General features: G+C 66.9%; 19 protein-coding genes. 18 read left to right on the top strand and 1 reads right to left on the bottom strand.

The genetic code is table 11. The annotated features are described in order from the left end of the window. The first annotated feature begins 6 nt into the window (after positions 1-6). The 14 genes from AB6807_RS00095 to accD all read left to right on the top strand — a co-directional run bounded on the left by AB6807_RS00095 (position 7) and on the right by accD (position 15859). Positions 7-708, top strand: coding sequence for a succinate dehydrogenase iron-sulfur subunit (locus tag AB6807_RS00095; RefSeq protein WP_108137843.1), 702 nt, complete (start codon positions 7-9; stop codon positions 706-708). Between the two features lie 28 nt (positions 709-736). Beyond that, positions 737-1054 (top strand): succinate dehydrogenase assembly factor 2, encoded by a 318-nt coding sequence (locus AB6807_RS00090; protein WP_116908243.1) that lies wholly within the window; start codon positions 737-739, stop codon positions 1052-1054. A 24-nt stretch (positions 1055-1078) separates the two neighbouring features. After that, positions 1079-2389: a citrate synthase gene (gene gltA / locus AB6807_RS00085; RefSeq protein WP_116908244.1), complete on the top strand. Its 1311-nt coding sequence runs from the start codon at positions 1079-1081 to the stop codon at positions 2387-2389. A gap of 211 nt (positions 2390-2600) precedes the next feature. Further along, a complete protein-coding gene (locus AB6807_RS00080) occupies positions 2601-3545 on the top strand; it encodes a LysR substrate-binding domain-containing protein (RefSeq protein ID WP_116908245.1) in 945 nt (314 codons plus the stop codon). Between the two features lie 70 nt (positions 3546-3615). Beyond that, the gene (gene leuC / locus AB6807_RS00075; protein ID WP_371083064.1) at positions 3616-5037 is read left to right on the top strand and encodes a 3-isopropylmalate dehydratase large subunit; all 1422 of its coding nucleotides are present in this window, start codon (positions 3616-3618) and stop codon (positions 5035-5037) included. 24 nt (positions 5038-5061) lie between these two features. Next, positions 5062-5718: a 3-isopropylmalate dehydratase small subunit gene (gene leuD / locus AB6807_RS00070; protein WP_116908247.1), complete on the top strand. Its 657-nt coding sequence runs from the start codon at positions 5062-5064 to the stop codon at positions 5716-5718. Between the two features lie 37 nt (positions 5719-5755). After that, positions 5756-6844 carry a 3-isopropylmalate dehydrogenase gene (gene leuB, locus AB6807_RS00065; RefSeq protein WP_286512940.1) on the top strand — a complete coding sequence of 363 codons (1089 nt, stop codon included), beginning with the start codon at positions 5756-5758 and terminating at the stop codon, positions 6842-6844. 90 nt (positions 6845-6934) lie between these two features. Further along, complete coding sequence (gene asd, locus AB6807_RS00060) at positions 6935-8104, top strand: aspartate-semialdehyde dehydrogenase (RefSeq protein ID WP_371083063.1); 1170 nt, start codon at positions 6935-6937, stop codon at positions 8102-8104. Positions 8105-8272: 168 nt separating this feature from the next. Continuing rightward, complete coding sequence (locus AB6807_RS00055; protein ID WP_371083062.1) at positions 8273-11137, top strand: FimV/HubP family polar landmark protein; 2865 nt, start codon at positions 8273-8275, stop codon at positions 11135-11137. A 42-nt stretch (positions 11138-11179) separates the two neighbouring features. Beyond that, positions 11180-12001, top strand: a complete 822-nt coding sequence (gene truA / locus AB6807_RS00050; RefSeq protein ID WP_116908250.1) for a tRNA pseudouridine(38-40) synthase TruA — start codon at positions 11180-11182, stop codon at positions 11999-12001. After that, entirely contained in the window at positions 11998-12708 is a 711-nt protein-coding gene (locus AB6807_RS00045; protein ID WP_371083061.1) for a phosphoribosylanthranilate isomerase, read from the top strand. Before truA ends, AB6807_RS00045 begins: the two co-directional genes overlap by 4 nt. A gap of 46 nt (positions 12709-12754) precedes the next feature. Further along, complete coding sequence (gene trpB, locus AB6807_RS00040; RefSeq protein ID WP_371083060.1) at positions 12755-14044, top strand: tryptophan synthase subunit beta; 1290 nt, start codon at positions 12755-12757, stop codon at positions 14042-14044. Next, the gene (gene trpA, locus AB6807_RS00035) at positions 14044-14889 is read left to right on the top strand and encodes a tryptophan synthase subunit alpha (RefSeq protein WP_371083059.1); all 846 of its coding nucleotides are present in this window, start codon (positions 14044-14046) and stop codon (positions 14887-14889) included. Before trpB ends, trpA begins: the two co-directional genes overlap by 1 nt. A gap of 97 nt (positions 14890-14986) precedes the next feature. Beyond that, entirely contained in the window at positions 14987-15859 is an 873-nt protein-coding gene (gene accD, locus AB6807_RS00030) for an acetyl-CoA carboxylase, carboxyltransferase subunit beta (RefSeq protein ID WP_116908254.1), read from the top strand. Positions 15860-15944: 85 nt separating this feature from the next. Here accD and AB6807_RS00025 read toward each other — a convergent pair whose 3' ends face one another. Further along, complete coding sequence (locus AB6807_RS00025) at positions 15945-16505, bottom strand: YggT family protein (RefSeq protein WP_116908255.1); 561 nt, start codon at positions 16503-16505, stop codon at positions 15945-15947. A 50-nt stretch (positions 16506-16555) separates the two neighbouring features. Here AB6807_RS00025 and AB6807_RS00020 point away from each other — a divergent pair, with 50 nt between their 5' ends. The 4 genes from AB6807_RS00020 (at position 16556) to AB6807_RS00005 (ending at position 20725) form a co-directional block, all read left to right on the top strand. Further along, the gene (locus AB6807_RS00020) at positions 16556-17200 is read left to right on the top strand and encodes an LON peptidase substrate-binding domain-containing protein (RefSeq protein ID WP_371083058.1); all 645 of its coding nucleotides are present in this window, start codon (positions 16556-16558) and stop codon (positions 17198-17200) included. A gap of 125 nt (positions 17201-17325) precedes the next feature. Next, positions 17326-18900, top strand: a complete 1575-nt coding sequence (gene lysS, locus AB6807_RS00015; protein ID WP_371083057.1) for a lysine--tRNA ligase — start codon at positions 17326-17328, stop codon at positions 18898-18900. Positions 18901-18902: 2 nt separating this feature from the next. Next, positions 18903-20174: an Hsp70 family protein gene (locus AB6807_RS00010; protein ID WP_116908257.1), complete on the top strand. Its 1272-nt coding sequence runs from the start codon at positions 18903-18905 to the stop codon at positions 20172-20174. Beyond that, the gene (locus tag AB6807_RS00005; protein WP_371083056.1) at positions 20171-20725 is read left to right on the top strand and encodes a YgjP-like metallopeptidase domain-containing protein; all 555 of its coding nucleotides are present in this window, start codon (positions 20171-20173) and stop codon (positions 20723-20725) included. The genes AB6807_RS00010 and AB6807_RS00005 overlap by 4 nt, the downstream gene beginning before the upstream one ends. The last annotated feature ends 78 nt before the right edge of the window (positions 20726-20803 follow it).

Here is a 20803-nt window from a genome sequence, read left to right as displayed (position 1 = left end):
ACTACGATGAAGCGCACATTCCAGATCTACCGCTACGACCCGGACAAGGACGCCAAGCCCTACATGCAGACGGTCGAGGTCGAACTCGACGGCCACGAACGCATGCTGCTCGACGCCCTGATGAAACTCAAGGCGCAAGACCCGACGCTGTCGTTCCGCCGCTCGTGCCGCGAAGGCGTCTGCGGTTCCGACGCAATGAACATCAACGGCAAGAACGGCCTCGCCTGCCTGACCAACATGCTCACGCTCAAGGGCACGATCGTGTTGAAGCCGTTGCCGGGCCTGCCGGTCATTCGCGACCTGATCGTGGACATGACGCAGTTCTTCAAGCAGTACAACTCCATCAAGCCGTACCTGCAGAACGACAGCGTGCCGCCCGAGAAGGAGCGCCTGCAGTCGCCCGAAGAGCGCGAAGAGCTCGACGGCCTGTACGAGTGCATTCTTTGCGCGAGCTGCTCCACGAGCTGCCCCAGCTTCTGGTGGAACCCCGACAAGTTCGTGGGCCCCGCCGGCCTGCTGCAGGCCTACCGCTTCATCGCCGACAGCCGCGACGAAGCCACCGCCGAGCGCCTGGACAACCTGGAAGACCCGTACCGCCTGTTCCGCTGCCACACGATCATGAACTGCGTGGACGTGTGCCCGAAGAGCCTGAACCCGACCAAGGCCATCGGCAAGATCAAGGAACTGATGGTGCGTCGCGCCATCTGATTCCGAGTCATTGCCAAGAGACGCCACCATGCAAACCGCCGCCGACTCCACCCAGCCGCTCAGCGAACGTGCGCTGAGCAAGCTGAAATGGCGCTGCCGGCGCGGACTGCTCGAGAACGACCTGTTCATCGCCCGCTTCTTCGAGCGGCACGAATTCCGCATGACCGTGGGTCAAGCGGGAGCGATGGAGACACTGATGGACCTGTCGGACAACGACCTCCTCGACCTCCTTCTGCGAAGAAAGGAGCCTGAGCCCGAATGGGCCGGGGCCGAGGTGGTCGCATTGCTGCAGCTGATGCGCACCGACGGCGCGCAGCGCCCCGCCATCTCTCCTTCGTCGTCCTGAATCCACCTCTGAAAGTAAACCGAAATGAAAGCATCCGATACCAAGGCCACGCTGTCGTTCAGCAACGGCGGCGACAGCGTCGACCTGCCGATCTACAAGGGCACCGTGGGCCCCGACGTGATCGACATCCGCAAGCTGTACGCACAGACCGGCATGTTCACGTACGACCCGGGCTTCATGTCGACCGCCGCCTGCCAGTCGGCCATCACGTACATCGACGGCGACAAGGGCGAGCTGCTGTACCGCGGCTACCCCATCGAGCAGCTCGCGACCAACTGCGACTTCCTCGAGACCTGCCACCTGCTGCTGTACGGTGAACTGCCGGACCAGGCCAAGAAGGAAGACTTCACCAAGGTCGTGACGAACCACACCATGGTGAACGAGCAGATGCAGTTCTTCCTGCGTGGCTTCCGCCGCGATGCCCACCCGATGGCCATCATGACCGGCCTCGTGGGCGCCCTGTCGGCCTTCTATCACGACAGCACGGACATCAACAATCCGGAGCACCGCGAGATCGCCGCGATCCGCCTGATCGCGAAGATGCCCACGCTGGTGGCCATGGCGTACAAGTACACGATCGGCCAGCCGTACATGTACCCGAAGAACGACCTGAGCTACGCAGGCAACTTCCTGCACATGATGTTCGCCACGCCGTGCGAAGAGTACAAGGTGAACCCGGTGCTCGAACGCGCGCTGGACCGCATCTTCATCCTGCACGCGGACCACGAGCAGAACGCTTCGACCTCGACCGTGCGCCTGTGCGGCTCGTCGGGCACGAACCCCTTCGCGGCCATCGCGGCCGGCGTGGCCTGCCTGTGGGGCCCTGCCCACGGCGGCGCCAACGAAGCGGCGCTGAACATGCTCTACGACATCCAGAAGGAAGGCGGCGTGGAGAAGATCGGCGAGTTCATCAAGAAGGTCAAGGACAAGAACTCGAACGTCAAGCTCATGGGCTTCGGCCACCGCGTGTACAAGAACTACGACCCGCGCGCCAAGCTGATGCAGGAAACCTGCAACGAAGTGCTGACCGAGCTGGGCCTGGAAAACGACCCGCTGTTCAAGCTGGCCAAGGAACTGGAAAAGATCGCCCTGGAAGACGAATACTTCGTGTCGCGCAAGCTGTACCCGAACGTCGACTTCTACTCGGGCATCGTGCAGCGCGCCATCGGCATCCCGGTGCCGCTGTTCACCGCGATCTTCGCGCTGGCCCGCACGGTCGGCTGGATCGCCCAGCTGAACGAAATGATCGGCGACCCCGAGTACAAGATCGGCCGCCCGCGCCAGCTGTTCGAAGGCTCGCCCAAGCGTGACGTGAAGCCGATCACCGCGCGCTGATCGGCCAGTGGACTGGTGAACTGCTCCAGGACCGGTTCACGCCCCTAAAAAAGCTGCCTTCGGGCAGCTTTTTTATTGCCCGTTCGGCATGCCCCTCTTCGCGGGCGGGCAGCAATGCCATCTCGCATCACGATGGCAGCGGCATGAAAACAGGAAGAAAATAGCCAACTCATCGCCAGACGCGATGCCCAAGCCTTCCAAAGCCCGCCCCATGAGCACGTCCGAACGCAACTTTGCACGCCGCATCGACCTCACGTCGCTGCAGCTGTTCGTGGCCGTGTGCGAGCTGGGCAGCATCGGCCGCGCGGCGGAGCGCGAGTTCATCGCGGCGTCGGCCATCAGCAAGCGGCTGTCGGACCTGGAAGCCACGCTCGGCACCACCCTGCTCTATCGCCATGCGCGCGGCGTCGACCTCACGCCCGCCGGCGAAAGCCTGCTGCACCACGCCCGCTCGGTGCTCTACAGCCTGGAAAAGATGCAGGGCGAGCTCAGCGAATACGCCGACGGCGTGCGCGGCCATGTGCGGGTGCACGCGAACATATCGGCCATCGTGCAGTTCCTGCCGGAAGACCTGGGCGTGTTCACCCGGGCCCACGAGGCCATCAAGATCGACCTGGAAGAGCACCTGAGCAGCGAGGTGATCCGCGCGGTGCAGGAAGGCGCGGCCGACCTCGGCGTGTGCCATGTGGCCGGCGGCGCGGGCGAGTTGCAGAGCCTGTCGTACCGGCACGACCGCCTGGCGCTGATCGTGCCCACGGGCCATGCGCTGGCCGCGCAGGGCGCCATCGACTTCATCGACTCGCTCGCCTTCGACCACGTGGGCCTGCACACCAACAGCTCCATCTACGTCGCGATGCACGAGGCCGCGCTGAGCGCGGGCCGCAGCGTGAAGCTGCGCATCCACGTGACCGGCCTGGACGCCATGTGCCGGATGATCGAGAACGGCCTGGGCATCGGCGTGATGCCGCAGCGCGCCTTCGAGCTCATGCGCAACGGCATCGGCCGCGGCCTGGTGAGCGTGGCGCTGAACGACGCCTGGGCGGCGCGCGAAATCCGCCTGGTGGCGCGCGACTTCTCGACGCTGCCGGTGGCCGCGCGCTCGCTGGTGAACCACCTGCACGCCGCGGCGGACGGCACCGAACAACTTGCGGCCTGAAACGAATTCGACCGATCCGACGCCGCACAGACAAGACAATCCATTTCCCCACGAAAGACAAGAGACCGACATGGCACGCACGCTCTACGACAAGATCTGGGACGAACACGTCGTCCACACCGAGGAAGACGGCACCGCGATCCTCTACATCGACCGCCACCTGGTGCATGAAGTCACCAGCCCGCAAGCCTTCGAAGGCCTGCGCGAGGCCGGCCGCAAGCTGTGGCGCATCAGCTCGGTGGTGGCCACGGCCGACCACAACACGCCCACCACCGGCTGGGAGCGCGGCTACGAAGGCATCGCCGACCCGACCAGCAAGGAGCAGGTCACCACGCTGGACCACAACATCGCCGAGTTCGGCGCCGCCGCGTTCTTTCCGTTCCTGAGCAAGCGCCAGGGCATCGTGCACGTGATCGGCCCCGAGAGCGGCGCGACGCTGCCGGGCATGACGGTGGTGTGCGGTGATTCGCACACCTCCACGCACGGCGCGTTCGGCGCGCTGGCGCACGGCATCGGCACCAGCGAGGTCGAGCACGTGATGGCCACGCAGACGCTGCTGGGCAAGAAGGCGAAGAACATGCTCGTGAAGGTCGAGGGCAAGCTGCCGCTCGGCTGCACGGCCAAGGACATCGTGCTGGCCATCATCGGCAAGATCGGCACCGCCGGCGGCACGGGCTACACCATCGAATTCGCCGGCGCGGCGATTCGCGAGCTGAGCATGGAAGGCCGCATGACGGTGTGCAACATGGCCATCGAGGCCGGTGCGCGCGCCGGGCTGGTGGCGGTCGACGAGAAGACCATCGCCTACGTCAAGGGCCGCCCGCTGGCGCCCACCGGCGTCGAGTGGGAGCAGGCGGCCGCCTACTGGCGCACGCTGCAGTCGGACCCGGGCGCGACCTTCGACGCCGTGGTCGAGCTCGACGCCACGCAAATTCCCCCGCAGGTGACCTGGGGCACCTCGCCCGAGATGGTGGTCGACATCAACGGCCGCGTGCCCGACCCCGACAAGGAAAAGGACGCGAGCAAGCGCGGCGCCATCGAGCGCGCGCTGGTCTACATGGGCCTGGAGCCCAACAAGGCCATGAACGACATCTTCGTCGACAAGGTGTTCATCGGCTCGTGCACCAACAGCCGCATCGAGGACATGCGCGAAGCTGCTGCCGTGGTGAAGAAGCTCGGCCAGAAGGTGGCCAAGAACGTGAAGCTCGCGATGGTGGTGCCCGGCTCGGGCGTGGTGAAGGAACAGGCCGAGCGCGAAGGCCTGGACGTGATCTTCAAGGCCGCAGGCTTCGAATGGCGCGAACCCGGCTGCTCGATGTGCCTGGCCATGAACGCCGACCGGCTGGAGCCCGGCGAGCGCTGCGCATCCACCAGCAACCGCAACTTCGAAGGCCGCCAGGGCGCGGGTGGCCGCACCCATCTCGTGAGCCCGGCCATGGCCGCCGCCGCCGCGGTGCACGGCCACTTCGTCGACGTTCGTACCTTTGCCTGATCTGGCCTGAACTGGAGACATCACATGCAGAAATTCACCGTGCACAAGGGCCTCGTGGCCCCCATGGACCGCGAGAACGTCGACACCGACGCGATCATTCCGAAGCAATTCCTCAAGTCGATCAAGAAGACCGGCTTCGGCGTGAACCTGTTCGACGAGTGGCGCTATCTGGACGCCGGCTTCCCCGGCCAGGACCCGAAGAGCCGCAAGCCCAACCCCGACTTCGTGCTGAATCAGCCGCGCTACGCGGGCGCCTCGGTGCTGCTGGCGCGCAAGAACTTCGGCTGCGGCTCGTCGCGCGAACACGCGCCGTGGGCGCTCGACCAGTACGGCTTTCGCGCGATCATCGCGCCGAGCTATGCCGACATCTTCTTCAATAACAGCTTCAAGAACGGCCTGCTGCCGATCGTGCTGAGCGAGGCGCAGGTGGCGCAGCTGTTCGACGAGGCATTCGCCTTTCCGGGCTATTCGCTGACCATCGACCTGGAGCGCCAGGTGGTGGTGAAGCCCGACGGCGGCGAGCTGGCTTTCGACGTGCAGGCGTTTCGCAAGTACTGCCTGATCAACGGGCTGGACGACATCGGCCTCACGTTGCGCCACAAGGACAAGATCAAGGCCTTCGAGGCCGAGCGCCTGGCGCAGAAGCCATGGCTCGCGCATACGATGCTCGCCAACGCCTGAGCACGCCCCTCTTTCATCTCTTCAACACACGACAAAAATGAAAATCGCAGTTCTCCCGGGTGACGGCATCGGCACCGAAATCGTGGCGGAAGCCGTCAAGGTGCTCGACGTGCTCGACCTGAAGTTCGAGCTGGAGTCGGCGCTGGTCGGCGGCGCGGCCTACGAGGCGCACGGCCATCCGCTGCCCGAGGCCACGCTCAAGCTCGCCAAGGAATCGGACGCGGTGCTGTTCGGCGCCGTCGGCGACTGGAAGTACGACAAGCTCGACCGGCCGCTGCGCCCCGAGCAGGCCATCCTGGGGCTGCGCAAGAACTTGGGCCTGTTCGCCAACTTCCGCCCCGCCATCTGCTACGAGCAGCTGGTGGACGCGTCGAGCCTGAAGCCTGAGCTGATCGCGGGCCTGGACATCCTGATCATTCGCGAGCTGACCGGCGACATCTACTTCGGCCAGCCGCGCGGCCGCCGCACCGCGACGGACGGGCACTTTCCGGGCGCCGAGGAAGCCTTCGACACGATGCGCTACTCGCGCCCCGAGGTCGAGCGCATCGCGCGCGTGGCCTTCGAGGCCGCCCGCAAGCGCAGCAAGCGCGTGACCAGCGTGGACAAGGCCAACGTGCTGGAGACCTTCCAGTTCTGGAAGGACATCGTCACCGAGGTGGGCAAGGAATATCCGGACGTCGAGCTCGACCACATGTACGTCGACAACGCGGCCATGCAACTCGTGAAGGCGCCCAAGAAGTTCGACGTGGTGGTCACGGGCAACATGTTCGGCGACATTCTTTCGGACGAGGCCGCGATGCTCACCGGCTCGATCGGCATGCTGCCCTCGGCGTCGCTCAATTCGAGCAACCAGGGCCTGTACGAGCCCAGCCATGGCAGCGCGCCCGACATTGCAGGCAAAGGGGTTGCCAATCCTTTGGCTACAATCCTGTCCGCTGCCATGATGCTCCGCTTCTCACTCAACCAACCCGAGGCTGCCGACCGTATCGAGTCGGCGGTGAAGCACGTGCTTGCCTCCGGGCTGCGCACGGGCGACATCTGGTCGGAAGGCACGAAGCGCGTCGGCACCCGCGAAATGGGCGACGCGGTGGTAGCAGCAATCACCAAAAAGACGATTACCGGCTAACCGCAGCCCGCTTCGTCACGCCCCTCCCCGGCTCGACGAGTCGGGGGCAAGAAAAGACAGATTTTTTCTTTTTTTAAAGGGCAAATGGAAATGGCGAACGCATCTCAACCTCTGGTCGGCCTCGTAGGCTGGCGCGGCATGGTCGGCTCGGTCCTGATGGACCGCATGCAGGCCGAAGGCGACTTCGGGCTCATCGAGCCGATCTTCTTCTCGACCTCCAACGCCGGCGGCAAGGCCCCGGCGATGGCCAAGAACGAAACCGCGCTGAAGGATGCGAACGACATCGATGCACTGAAGACGTGCGACATCGTCATCACCTGCCAGGGCGGCGACTACACCAGCGAGGTGTTTCCCAAGCTGCGCGCCGCCGGCTGGAACGGCCACTGGATCGATGCCGCGTCGACCCTGCGCATGAAGGACGACGCGATCATCGTGCTCGACCCCGTCAACCTGCCGGTCATCGAGAACGCGCTCGCCAAGGGCGGCAAGAACTGGATCGGCGGCAACTGCACCGTGAGCTGCATGCTCATGGGCGTGGGCGCCCTCTACAAGGCCGGCCTGGTCGAGTGGATGACCAGCATGACCTACCAGGCAGCCTCGGGCGGCGGCGCGCAGCACATGCGCGAACTGCTGACCCAGTTCGGCACGCTGAACGCCGAGGTGCGTGCGTTGCTGGACGACCCGAAGTCGGCCATCCTCGAAATCGACCGCAAGGTGCTGCACAAGCAGCAGACCTTGAGCGCTACCGAAACGGCCAACTTCGGTGCGCCCCTGGGCGGCTCGCTGATCCCCTGGATCGACAAGGACCTGGGCCTGGGCAAGAGCCAGGACGACGCCGAGTGGGGCATGTCCAAGGAAGAGTGGAAGGGCGGCGCCGAGACCAACAAGATCCTCGGCCAGGGCGCGGGCTTCGGCACCGCCGCCACGCCGGTCGACGGTTTCTGCGTGCGCATCGGCGCCATGCGCTGCCACAGCCAGGCCCTGACCTTCAAGCTCAAGAAGAACGTGCCGCTGGCCGACATCGAAGCGCTGATCGCCGCCGACAACCCGTGGGCCAAGGTGGTGCCGAACACGCGCGAAGCCACCGTAAAGGACCTGACGCCGGTGGCGGTGACGGGCACCATGGACATTCCGGTCGGCCGTATCCGCAAGCTGGCCATGGGGCCGGAATACGTGGGCGCCTTCACCATCGGCGACCAGTTGCTGTGGGGCGCCGCCGAACCGCTGCGTCGCATGCTGCGAATCTTGCTTGAAGCCTGATATGGTCCGCTCGGCGCCTTTTGAAACATGATTTGTTGCTAAATGGCGACGCTGAATGTCATCGTAAGTATGCGCGCACTGGGTAGAACAGGCGCACTGCCTTGTCAGTGTGCAGCGATGGTGCTAACGTCCTCTTACAAATTCTGGGCCTGAGCCGCCCCTATCAGCATGACAAGACATCTGTTGCCCGCGGCCAGCCCATCGGCCGTTCGCCCGCTTCTGCCATCGAACGGCTGGCGCCTCTCCATCCTGGGCGCGGCGGCAGCTGTTGCCCTGGGCATCGCCAGCACCGACGCCAGCGCTTTCACGCTGGGTCAGCTGAAGGTGCAGTCGGCGCTGGGCGAACCCTTGCGCGCCGAGATCGACGTGACCGAAATGGCCGCCAGCGAGGCGGACGGTCTGAAGATCAACATCGCCACCGCCGAAGCCTTCAAGAGCGCCGGCGTTCCCTACAACTCGGCGCTCAGCGACGTCAAGGCGACGCTGCAACGCCGTGCAGGCGGCCAATATGTAGTGCGCCTGAGCGGCAACCGCCCGCTGAACGACCCGTTCATCGACCTGCTGCTCGAAGCCAACGGCGCCTCGGGCCGCATCGTGCGCGACTACACCGTGCTGCTCGATCCGCCGGCCACGCGCCAGGCGGCTTCGAGCGCATCGGCCGCCGCGCTTGCGCCCATCGCCCCGCAAATCACCACGCCCGTCGAGCGCCCTGCCCCGGCAGCACGCGCACGCCGCGAGCGCGCCGCGCCCCCCGTTGCGGTGGCACCGCCGCCGTCGGCACCCGTCGCAGCGCCAGCCCCGGCGCCTGTCACGGCAGCCGCACCGGCTCGCTCCAGTGGCGGCGGCAGCGGTGAACAGGTCACCGTGCAGCGCGGTGATACCGCCAGCAAGATCGCAGGCGCGCACAAGCCCGCCGACGTGTCGCTCGACCAGATGCTGGTCGCGCTGCTGCTGGCCAACCCCGACGCGTTCGTCGGCGGCAACGTCAACCGCATGCGCGCGGGCGCCGTGCTCGACCTGCCCAGCGCCGCCGAAGCGGCCGCGGTAACACCCGCGGAAGCACGTCGCACCGTCACCGCGCAAAGCCGCGACTTCGGCTCCTACCGTCAGCGCCTGGCCGAGAACGCACCCACCGCCAACGTCGCCGCGGCGAGCCGCAATGCCTCGGGCAAGCTGCAAGCCAACGTCGAAGATCGCAACGCCGCGACCAGCGCACCCGACAAGCTCACCATCTCGCAAGGCAGCGCCTCCACCCGCGCCGCCGACGAAAAAATGGCGCAGGCGCGCCAGGCGCAGGACAGCAGCAACCGCGTAGCGGAACTGTCGAAGAACATCAACGAGCTGAACAAGCTCAAGGCTGCTACGGGCACCGGCGCATCGGCACCTGCCGCTGCAGCGCCCGCCGCAGCGGCGCCTGGCATCCCGGTGCCGGCACCGTCCACCGCCGCGACGACGACTCCAACACCTGCAACGCCAGCACCCGCTACGCCGGCACCGGTGGCCGCAACGCCCACACCGGCACCGGCTGCTTCTCCCGCGCCGGCCGCGGCAGCGCCTATTGCGGCGCCGACACCCGCACCTGCAGCCCCCACACCCGAAGCTACCGCAGCGACTGCCGCACCAGCAACGGCACCAGCCGCTGCCGTTGCTGCTGCCACCACGCCATCGGCCACCGATGCCGCTGCCGCCCCCGCCGCAGGCGCAGCGAGCGCCGCAGTAACCGCGGCCGCAGCCCCGAAGCCTGCTGCCAAGAAGGTTGTCGCACCGCCGCCGCCCCCCGAGCCGACCTTCCTCGAAGAACTGCTCGACAACCCGCTGATGCTCGCCGGCGGCGCGCTCATCGCGCTGCTGATCGGCTTCCTGCTGTACCGCGTGCTGGGCCGTCGCCGCGAGGAAATGAGCGAAAGCGTGTTCCTCGAGAGCCGCATTCCCAAGGACTCGTTCTTCGGCGCCAGCGGCGGCGAATCGGTCGACACCAAGAACCGCGGCGACTCCACCGTTTCGTCGCTGTCGTACTCGCCGAGCCAACTCGACGCGGGCGATGTGGACCCCGTTGCCGAAGCCGACGTGTACCTGGCCTATGGCCGCGACCTGCAGGCCGAGGAAATCCTGCGTGAAGCGCTGCGCCTAAACCCGGACCGCACCGCCATTCACCTGAAGCTGCTCGAAATCCACGCCAAGCGCCGCGACGTGCGCGCCTACGAAAGCCTGGCCACCGAAGTGCACAAGCTGACGAACGGCGCCGGTTCCGACTGGAACCGCGTGGTCGACATGGGCAAGGACCTCGACCCGGGCAACCCACTGTATGAATCGGGCGCGCCCCGCAGCGGTGGCGCCAGCGCCGCCGAAACGGCTGCCTTCGCAGGCGCCCTGGCCGCAGCCGCCAAGCCGGCGGCACCGCCGCCCCCAGCGGCACCCGCGGCATCCGCACCGCCGGCTTTCGTGCCCTCGGTCGCTCCGCTGGACTTCGACCTCGACCTGACCGCACCGCCGCCGCCACCTCCCGCTCCTCCGGTGCCGGCGCCCGCCCCGGTGCAAACCCACGCGCCGGTCGGCGCCAGCCTGCCCAAGTCCGCCTACGCGCCCGCTCCGACCGCAGCACGCCCCGCCGCGCCGCTGTCGAACGGCCACGCTTCGCTGCCTGTCGATCTCGAAAACGACTTCGACACCGCCCCCGGCGCGCTGACCGCCAACACGCTGCCCGGTTCGCTGAGCGACGTGGACAACACCCGTCCCGCCATGCTGCGCAATGCGCTGCCTGCCGACTCGGGCTTCATCGAGTTCGACATGAGCGCGCTGGCCGGCCTGCCGGCCCGCACGCCGGAGGCTGAGGTCATCACGCGGCCCAACGGTCTCTCGCATGACGACGAGGGCGACGACGAAAGCCCGCATGCGGTCAAGCTGTCGCTCGCACGCGAGCTGCAAGCCATCGGCGACGTCGAAGGCGCCCGCTCGCTGGTCGAGGAAGTCGAAGCCGAAAGCGCCGGCGATCTCAAGTCGCAAGCCCGCCAACTGCTCGCCGAGTTGCGCTGAGCGATTGGTTGTTCCGGTTACTGATTTCGTGAGGCGGGCGTCTTGAGGCTGGCGCTCGGTATCCGTTACAACGGCCAGGCCTACGAGGGCTGGCAGAGCCAGCGCTCGGGCCGCACGGTACAGGACAAGCTCGAGGCGGCCCTCGCCAAGTTCACCGCGCAGCCGCCCGGCAGCATCGGCACGCTGTGCGCCGGGCGCACCGACGCCGGTGTGCACGGGCTGATGCAGGTGGTGCACTTCGACACCCTCATCGAGCGCGACCCCTTCTCCTGGATGCGCGGCACCAACCGCTTCCTGCCCGACGACATCGCAGTGCAGTGGGCGCACCCGGTGCCCGACGAATTTCATTGCCGCGCCAGCGCCCTGGCCCGCCGTTATCTCTACGTGCTCTCGCAATCGCCGGTGCGGCCCAGCCTCGATGCCGGCCGGGTCGGCTGGTCGATGCACGCGCTGGACGGCGATGCCATGCGCCAGGCCGCCGCCGTGCTCATCGGGACGCACGACTTCAGCTCGTTCCGCGCCTCCGCCTGCCAGGCCAAGTCGCCTGTGAAGAACCTGCGACGCATCGAGATCACACGCGTGGGCGAAGGCGAGCGCTGCCGCTGGCATTTCGAGTTCGAGGCCGACGCCTTCCTGCACCACATGATCCGCAACCTGATGGGCTGCCTGGTGCGCATCGGCCGCGGCGACGAGCGGGTCGAATGGATCTCCGAGGTGCTCGAGGCGCGCAGCCGCAAGGTCGCGGCCCCGACCTTCTCCGCGGACGGCCTGTATTTCGTGGGCCCGTTGTACGACGCCAAGTGGGGTCTGCCGGCCGAGGCCACGCTGCAGGCCGGCGGGGCTCCGTATGATCCCCCGCCATGACCGCGCCCCTGCCCAGCACCCTGTCCCGCACCCGCATCAAGATCTGTGGCCTCACGCGTGAGGCCGATGTCGATGCGGCGGTCGAAGCCGGCGCCGACGCCATCGGCTTCGTGTTGTACCCGAAGAGCCCTCGCGCCGTGACGCCAGCGCGCGCCGCCGAACTGGCCTCGCGCCTGCCGCCCTTCATCACGCCGGTGCTGCTGTTCGTGAACCAGCCACCGCAGGAGGTCATGGCCGCGCTCTCGCTCGTGAAGGGCGCCATCGCGCAATTCCACGGCGACGAGACCCCTGCACAGTGCGAGGAATCCAGCGGCCCGGGGCGTTTTCGTTACATGCGCGCCGCCCGCATTCCGCTGGGGGCTGCCGGGATCGGCTTCGACCTCGTAAAATACGCGTCCGATTACTCCCACGCCCAGGCCATCCTGCTCGACGCGCACGTCGAAGGTTATGGCGGTGGCGGCAAGGCTTTCGATTGGTCACTTCTTCCACCCGCCGTCGACGCTCACCTCGTCTTGAGTGGTGGGCTCACACCTGCAAACGTGAGCGATGGCATTCGCATCCTGCGGACGCGCTGCAAGTCGCTGTCCGTTGATGTGAGCTCGGGCGTCGAAATCGACGGCCCCGGGAACAAGGGCCTCAAGGACGCCGGAAAGATCCGGCAATTCGTCGCAGCGGTCAGAGCCGCCGACGCGTCCTTCTCCAGTTAGCCGCCGCAGCCGATCGATTCGGGCTGCGGCCCATCGATCGGAAATCATGCAAAGCAACTATCAACAACCCGATGCCACCGGCCATTTCGGCAACTACGGCGGCACCTTCGCGAGCGAAACACTCACCCACGCGATCAACGAACTGCGCGACGCGTACGCCCGGTTCAAGGACGACCCGGCCTTTCTGGCCGAATTCCACTACGAGCTGAAGCACTTTGTCGGTCGCCCCTCGCCGATCTACCACGCCGCGCGCACCAGCCGCGAAATGGGCGGCGCGCAGATCTACCTGAAGCGCGAAGACCTGAACCACACCGGCGCGCACAAGATCAACAACGTGATCGGCCAGGCGATGCTCGCGCGCCGCATGGGCAAGCCCCGCATCATTGCAGAGACCGGCGCCGGCCAGCACGGCGTGGCCACGGCCACCATCTGCGCGCGCTACGGCCTCGAATGCGTGGTCTACATGGGCAGCCAGGACGTGAAGCGCCAGAGCCCCAACGTCTACCGCATGAACCTGCTGGGCGCCACCGTGGTGCCGGTGGAGTCGGGCAGCAAGACGCTGAAGGACGCGCTGAACGAGGCCATGCGCGACTGGGTCACCAACGTGGAAAACACCTTCTACATCATCGGCACCGTGGCCGGCCCGCACCCCTACCCGACGATGGTGCGCGACTTCCAGAGCGTGATCGGCACCGAGTGCATCGACCAGATGCCGGCCATGCTCGCGGCACAGCAAGGCGCCGCGGGTATCCCCGGCGAAGCCGAGGGCAAGCAGCCCGACGTGGTCGTGGCCTGCGTGGGCGGCGGCAGCAACGCGATGGGCATCTTCCACCCCTACATTCCGTTCAACGGCACGCGCCTGGTCGGCGTGGAGGCGGCGGGCGAAGGGCTCGACAGCGGCAAGCACTCGGCATCGATCCTGCGCGGCAGTCCCGGCGTGCTGCACGGCAACCGCACCTACCTGCTGCAGAACGAAGACGGCCAGATCACCGAGACGCACAGCATCAGCGCCGGTCTCGACTACCCGGGCGTGGGCCCCGAGCACGCGTACCTGGCCGACATCGGCCGTGCCGAGTACGTCGGCATCACCGACATGGAGGCGCTCGAGGCCTTCCACTATCTGTGCCGCACCGAGGGCATCATTCCCGCGCTCGAATCGAGCCACGCCGTGGCCTATGCCATGAAACTCGCGAAGACCATGCGCCCCGACCAGTCGATATTGGTGAACCTCTCGGGCCGCGGCGACAAGGACATCGGCACCGTGGCCGACCTGTCGGGCGTCGACTTCTACGACCGCCCTTCCATGCGCGGCCTGAGCGTGAAGGGAGGCAAGTGATGAGCCGCATTGCAAGCACCTTCGACGCGCTGAAAAAAGACGGCCGCCGCGCCCTCATTCCGTACGTCACCGCGGGCTTCCCCTTCGCCGACATCACACCCGAGCTGATGCACGGCATGGTCGAGGCCGGTGCCGACGTGATCGAGCTCGGCGTGCCCTTCTCCGACCCGATGGCCGACGGCCCCGTGATCCAGAAGGCCGGCGAAGCGGCGCTGGCGCTGGGCATCGGCATGAAGCAGGTGCTGGCCATCGTGGCCGCCTTCCGCCAGAAGGACACGACCACGCCCGTGGTGCTGATGGGCTATGCCAACCCGGTCGAGCGCTACGACCTGGTGCACGGCAAGAAGGCCTTCATCCGCGACGCGGCCGCGGCCGGCGTCGACGGCCTGCTGGTGGTCGACTACCCGCCCGAGGAATGCGAGGCCTTCGCCGCCGAGCTGAAGGAAGCCGGCATCGACCTGATCTTCTTGCTGGCGCCCACCAGCACCGACGAGCGCATGGCCCAGGTGGCGCGCATTGCCAGCGGCTACGTGTACTACGTGTCGCTCAAGGGCGTGACCGGTGCCGGCCACCTCGACACCGAGGCGGTCGGCCTGATGATTCCGCGCATTCGCCAGCACGTGAGCATCCCCGTGGGCGTGGGCTTCGGCATTCGCGACGCGCGCACGGCGCAGGCGGTCGGCTCGGCCGCCGATGCGGTGGTGATCGGCACCAGGATCATCCAGCTCATCGAAGACCAGCCGCGCGAACGCGTGGTGCCGGCGGTGCGCGAATTCCTGGCGGGCATCCGCGAAGCGCTCGACGCGCTGCCGGCGGCTACCCCCAAGAACGCGGCTGGCCGATAATCGCGGTTGCCTCCGTCCCCTGGGCCGTGTTCCGCACGCGGCCCAGGGGAGCTAATCGTCGCGAAGGCCTGCCTGTCGCGAGAACCAAGGATTGCCCATGAGCTGGCTTGAAAAACTGCTACCCGCCAAGATCGCACAAACCGACCCGTCGGAGCGCCGCCAGGTGCCCGAGGGCCTGTGGATCAAGTGCCCCGCCTGCGAGACCGTTCTGTACAAGACCGACCTCGAGCACAACCAGAATGTCTGCCCCAGCTGCAGCCATCACCACCGCATCGGCGCCCGCGCCCGGCTCGACGCGTTCCTCGACGCCGAAGGCCGCTACGAACTCGGCCAGGAAGTGCTGCCGGTCGACGCCCTGAAGTTCAAGGACAGCCGCAAGTACCCCGAGCGCCTGAAGGAAGCCCTGGAGAACACCGGCGAGACCGACGCGCTGGTCGTGCTCGGCGGCTCGGTCCACAGCATCAGCGTGGTCGTGGCCTGCTTCGAGTTCGAATTCATGGGCGGCAGCATGGGCAGCGTGGTCGGCGAGCGCTTCGTGCGCGGGGTGGAAACCGCCATCGAGCAGAAGGTGCCCTTCATCTGCTTCACCGCCACCGGCGGCGCGCGCATGCAAGAGGGCCTGCTTTCGCTGATGCAAATGGCCAAGACCAACGCCGCGCTCACCCGCCTGGCGAAGAAGGGCCTGCCCTACATCAGCGTGCTGACCGACCCGACCATGGGCGGCGTGAGTGCCGGCTTTGCCTTCGTGGGCGACGTCGTCATTGCCGAGCCCAAGGCGCTGATCGGCTTTGCCGGCCCGCGCGTGATCGAGTCGACCGTGCGCGTGACGCTGCCTGAAGGCTTCCAGCGCGCCGAGTTCCTGCAGACCAAGGGCGCCATCGATTTCATCAGCGACCGCCGCGAACTGCGCAAGACCATCGCCAGCACGCTGGCCATGCTGCTGCGCCAGCCGGCCGACGCGGTCAGCTGAAGCAAGCACGACACGACGAAAAAAGGGCCCGGGTGCATCGCACCCGGGCCCTTTTTGCTTGCCGCCTGGGCGGAAGGTCAGACCGTCAGAACGTCAGCTGGTAGGCAAAGACCAGCAGGTTGCTCAGCACGATCGCCACGATCTGCAGCACCACGATGGCCGCCAGCGGCGACAGATCGACCCCGCCGATCAATGGAATGAAGCGGCGAAACGGCCGCACCAGCGGTTCGGCCAGCCGCGAGATCAGGTCGAGCAGCATCGGCGACGCGCCCGGAATCCACGACAGCACCGCGTACACCACCAGCAGCGCGGTCAGCCCCGAGACCGCCAGCTGCATCAGCCCGACCAGCGACACCAGCGGCAAGGTCACGATGTGCCCCAGGTTGCCGATGAGCAGCCACAGCAGCAGGAACTTCAGCATCACCAGCAGCCACGCCGCGATCAGGCTCGCCAGGTCCCAGCGCTTCACCGAGGGCACGATGCGCCGCAGCGGCAGCACGATCCAGTCGGTGATCGCGAAGATGAAGCGCCCGAGCGGGTTGCCGAACGGCACCCGGTGGTACTGCATGTAGAGCCGCAGCAGGCAGGCGCCGCCGAGCAGGCCGACGATCACGTCGAGGAGGAAAGAGGGGATCTGATAGAGCATGAGGGCGCAGCCGTGAGCGGAATGCGATGATAGCCACGCAAGGTTCTTCGATGACGACACAACCCCTTTTGCATTCACTGCCATTGTTCCCGCTCGGAACCGTCCTGTTCCCCGGCGGCCTGCTGCCCTTGCGCATCTTCGAGGTGCGCTACCTCGACATGATCGGCAAGTGCCGCAAGGCCGGCGTGCCCTTCGGCGTGGTGAGCCTCACCAGCGGCAGCGAGGTCCGCAAGGCCGGCTCCGACGCCGAGCGCTTTTCCAGCATCGGCACCCTCGCCGAAATCCGCGAGTTCGATTCGCCGCAGAGCGGCTTGCTGCAGATCGAGTGCGTGGGCACGCAGCGCTTTCGCATCCGCCAGACCGAGCTGCAGAAGCACGGCCTGTGGGTCGCCGAAGTGGAGGCCGTGCCCGACGACGTCGCGCTCGACATTCCCGACGACCTGAAGCACACCAGCACCGCGCTGCGGCGGCTGATCGACACGCTCGAAGAGCGGCGCCGCGCGCAGGACGCCACGGCCCGCCTGCCCATCGGCGAGCCGTACCGCCTGGACGATTGCGGCTGGGTGGCCAACCGCTGGTGCGAGCTGGTGCCGATGCAGCGCGAGCTGCGCCAGCGCCTGATGACGCTCGACAGCCCGCTGATGCGCCTGGAGCTGGTCAGCGATCTGCTCGCACGCACGGGCATCACTGAATAGTTCGCTCTGTTTTTTGTAGCGCACGTCGCAGGATCGGCGGGCGCTGGCGCCAGCTTTTATTCGAAAAGCCATGGGCTAAAATGCCAGCCCCGCGCACGCTCCCTGATGCGCGCCACCCGCCTCCCATGTCCGATCACCTGACCCCCCACATTCCCACGCCCGCAGCGGCACCGGCAGCCACCGTGGCCGCCGTCGACGACAACAAGCTCATCGCCGAACGCCGCGAAAAGCTCAAGCTGCTGCGCACCGCGCAGGCCGAGGGCAAGGGCGTCGCGTTCCCCAACGACTTCAAGCCGGGCCACCGCGCGACGGCGCTCGCCGAGGCGCACGGCGCCACCGAGCCCGAGGCGCTCGAGGCGCAGGCCGTGGCCGTCAGCGTGGCGGGCCGCATGATGCTCAAGCGCGTGATGGGCAAGGCCAGCTTCGCGACCCTGCAGGACGCCACCGGCCGCATCCAGCTGTACGTCACGCGCGACGCCGTGGGCGAAGAGGCCTATGCCGAATTCAAGCGCTGGGACCTGGGCGACATCCTCGGTGCCGAAGGCACGCTGATGAAGACCAAGACCGGCGAGCTGTCGATCAAGGTCACCCGGCTGCGCCTGCTCACCAAGAGCCTGCGCCCCCTGCCCGGCGACTTCTACGGCATGGCCGACCAGGAGCAGAAGTACCGCCAGCGCTACGTCGACCTGATCACCGACGAGTCGGCCCGCGTGCGCTTCACCGCGCGCAGCAAGGCCGTGAGCGCGCTGCGCGAGTTCATGGTGGCCAACGACTTCCTCGAGGTCGAGACGCCCATGCTGCACCCCATTCCGGGCGGTGCGAACGCCAAGCCGTTCAAGACGCACCACAACGCGCTCGACCAGGAAATGTTTCTGCGCATCGCGCCCGAGCTGTACCTCAAGCGCCTGATCGTCGGTGGCTTCGAGCGCGTGTTCGAAATCAACCGGAGCTACCGCAACGAAGGCATCTCGGTGCGGCACAACCCCGAATTCACGATGATGGAGTTCTACGCGGCCTACTGGAACTACCGCGACCTGATGGACTTCACCGAAACGCTGATCCGCACCATCGCCGAAAAGGCCGTGGGCACCCAGCAGCTCAGCTACGGCGGCAAGCCGGTCGACCTGACCCAGCCCTTCCAGCGCCTGACGATCCGCGAAGCCATCCTGAAGTACACCGAAGCCGAGGGCGTGGCCCAGGGCGTGGACGACAGCGCCTGGCTCGTCAACGCCCTGCGCAAGATCGGCCTGAGCGAAGAAAAGGACAAGCTCTCGCAGCGCAGCCTGGCCAGCCTGCAGGTGATGTACTTCGAGGAAACGGTGGAAGAGAAGCTCTGGCAGCCGACCTTCATCATGGAACACCCGACCGAGATCTCGCCGCTGGCGCGCGCCAACGACGAACGCCCCGAGGTCACCGAGCGCTTCGAGCTCTACATCACCGGCCGTGAGTTCGGCAACGGCTTCAGCGAGCTGAACGACGCCGAGGACCAGGCCGCGCGCTTCAACGCCCAGGTGGCCGCCAAGGACAGCGGCGACGACGAAGCGATGTTCTACGACCACGACTTCGTGCGCGCGCTCGAATACGGCATGCCGCCCACCGGCGGCTGCGGCATCGGCATCGACCGCCTGATGATGCTGCTGACCGACTCGCCGAGCATCCGCGACGTGATCCTGTTCCCCGCGCTGCGCAGGGAATCTTGAGCATGGCGTCACCGTCGTCGTTGCCGACGATCGGCATCGACTTCGGCACCTCCAACTCCGCCGTGGCCTGCCGGGTCGACGGCGTGGCCCGCCTGCTCCCCATCGAGGGCGCGGCCACCACCCTGCCCACCGCGATCTTCTTCAACGCCGAAGACCGCAGCACCCATTTCGGCCGCGACGCCGTCGCGCAGTACCTCTCGGGCACCGAAGGCCGGCTGATGCGTTCGCTGAAGAGCCTGCTCGGCAGCGCGCTGATGCAGGAAAAGACGGCCATCTACGACGGCCTCGTGAGCTTCGAGGACATCATCGCGCGCTTCCTGCGCGAGCTCGCCGTGCGCGCCAGCCGCGAGCTCGGCCAGCTGCCCGAACGCGTGGTCATCGGACGCCCGGTGCACTTCGTGGACGACGATGCCAAGCGCGACGAACGCGCCGAAGACAGCCTGCGCGTCGCGGCGCGCGCGGCCGGCTTTCGCGAGATCGCCTTCCAGCTCGAGCCCATTGCCGCGGCCTTCGACTACGAGCAGCGCATCACCAGGGAATCGATCGTGCTCATCGTCGACATCGGCGGCGGCACGTCCGACTTCACCGTTGTGCGCGTGGGCCCCGAGCGCGCTACGCGCGACGACCGCAGCGACGACGTGCTGGCCACCAGCGGCGTGCACATCGGCGGCACCGACTTCGACCAGCGCCTGAACCTGGAGCGCGTGATGCCGCAGTTCGGCTTTCGCCACCACGGTCCGCAGGGGCGCGAGGTGCCGAGCAAGGTGTTCTTCGAGCTGTCGTCCTGGCACCTGATCAACTGGCTCTACGCCGCCAAGGCGGTGCGCCAGGCCAAGGACCTGCGCACCAGCTACAGCGACCTGCGCCTGCACGACCGGCTCATGACCGTGCTCGAGGAGCGGCACGGCCACCGCATCGCCAGCGCGGTGGAAGCGGCCAAGATCGACGCGTCGGTGAGCGACGCCGAAACGTCCATCGACCTGTCCTGCGCCGAAGCCGGGCTCGTGGCCTCGCTGTCGCCCGCCGACATGGCGCAGCAGCTGGCCACGCCGCTGCAGAACGTGATTGCCTGCGCGCACGCCTGCGTCAAGCGCGCGGGCCTGCGCAGCGGCGACCTCGACGCCATCTACCTCACCGGCGGCTCGTCGGCGCTGCGGCCGTTCCAGCACGCCCTGCGCAAGAGCTTCGCAGGCGTGACGCTGGTGGAAGGCGACCTCTTCGGCGGCGTGGCCACCGGCCTGGCCTGCGCGGCCCGCACCGAGCGCCGCGCATGAAGTACCTGGCGGGCTATCCGGCGACCCTGCTGGACCAGGTCCGCCAGCTGATGGCAGAGGACAAGCTGGGCGCGCTGCTGAGCAGCCGCTACCCGGACGGCGCCCATGCCGTGCAGACCGACCGCGCCCTGTACGACTACGTGAGCGAGCTCAAGAGCGACTTCATGCGCAAGGCCGAGCCGCTGTCCAAGGTGATGTACGACAGCAAGCTCCACGTGATCAAGAACGCGCTGGGCACGCACACCACGGTGTCGCGCGTGCAGGGCGGCAAGCTGAAGGCCAAGCGCGAGATCCGGGTGGCCAGCCTGTTCAGGGAAGTGCCGCTCGAATGGCTGCGCATGATCGTCGTGCACGAGCTGGCGCACATGAAGGAGAGCGAGCACGACAAGGCGTTCTACGCCCTGTGCAGGCACATGGAGCCGGACTATCATCGCCTGGAGTTCGACCTTCGCCTGTATCTGGAGCACCTGAACACGGGCGGAAAGCGCCTCTGGGGCGGGGCCCCCGAAGCAACTGATCCGGCGCCAGGCTCGACACCGGACAACGGCTAGTTGTGAAGCTCCAATAGGTTGTATCCGGTGTTCATCCGGGTTGGGTTTGAGAGACTGGAAGTCGCCAAACACCCAATC

The organism is Variovorax sp. RCC_210, from assembly GCF_041355175.1.
Classification (GTDB): domain Bacteria; phylum Pseudomonadota; class Gammaproteobacteria; order Burkholderiales; family Burkholderiaceae_C; genus Variovorax.
The sequence above is the reverse complement of the archived record's forward strand: the minus strand, read 5'-3'. Positions and strand labels throughout refer to the sequence as shown.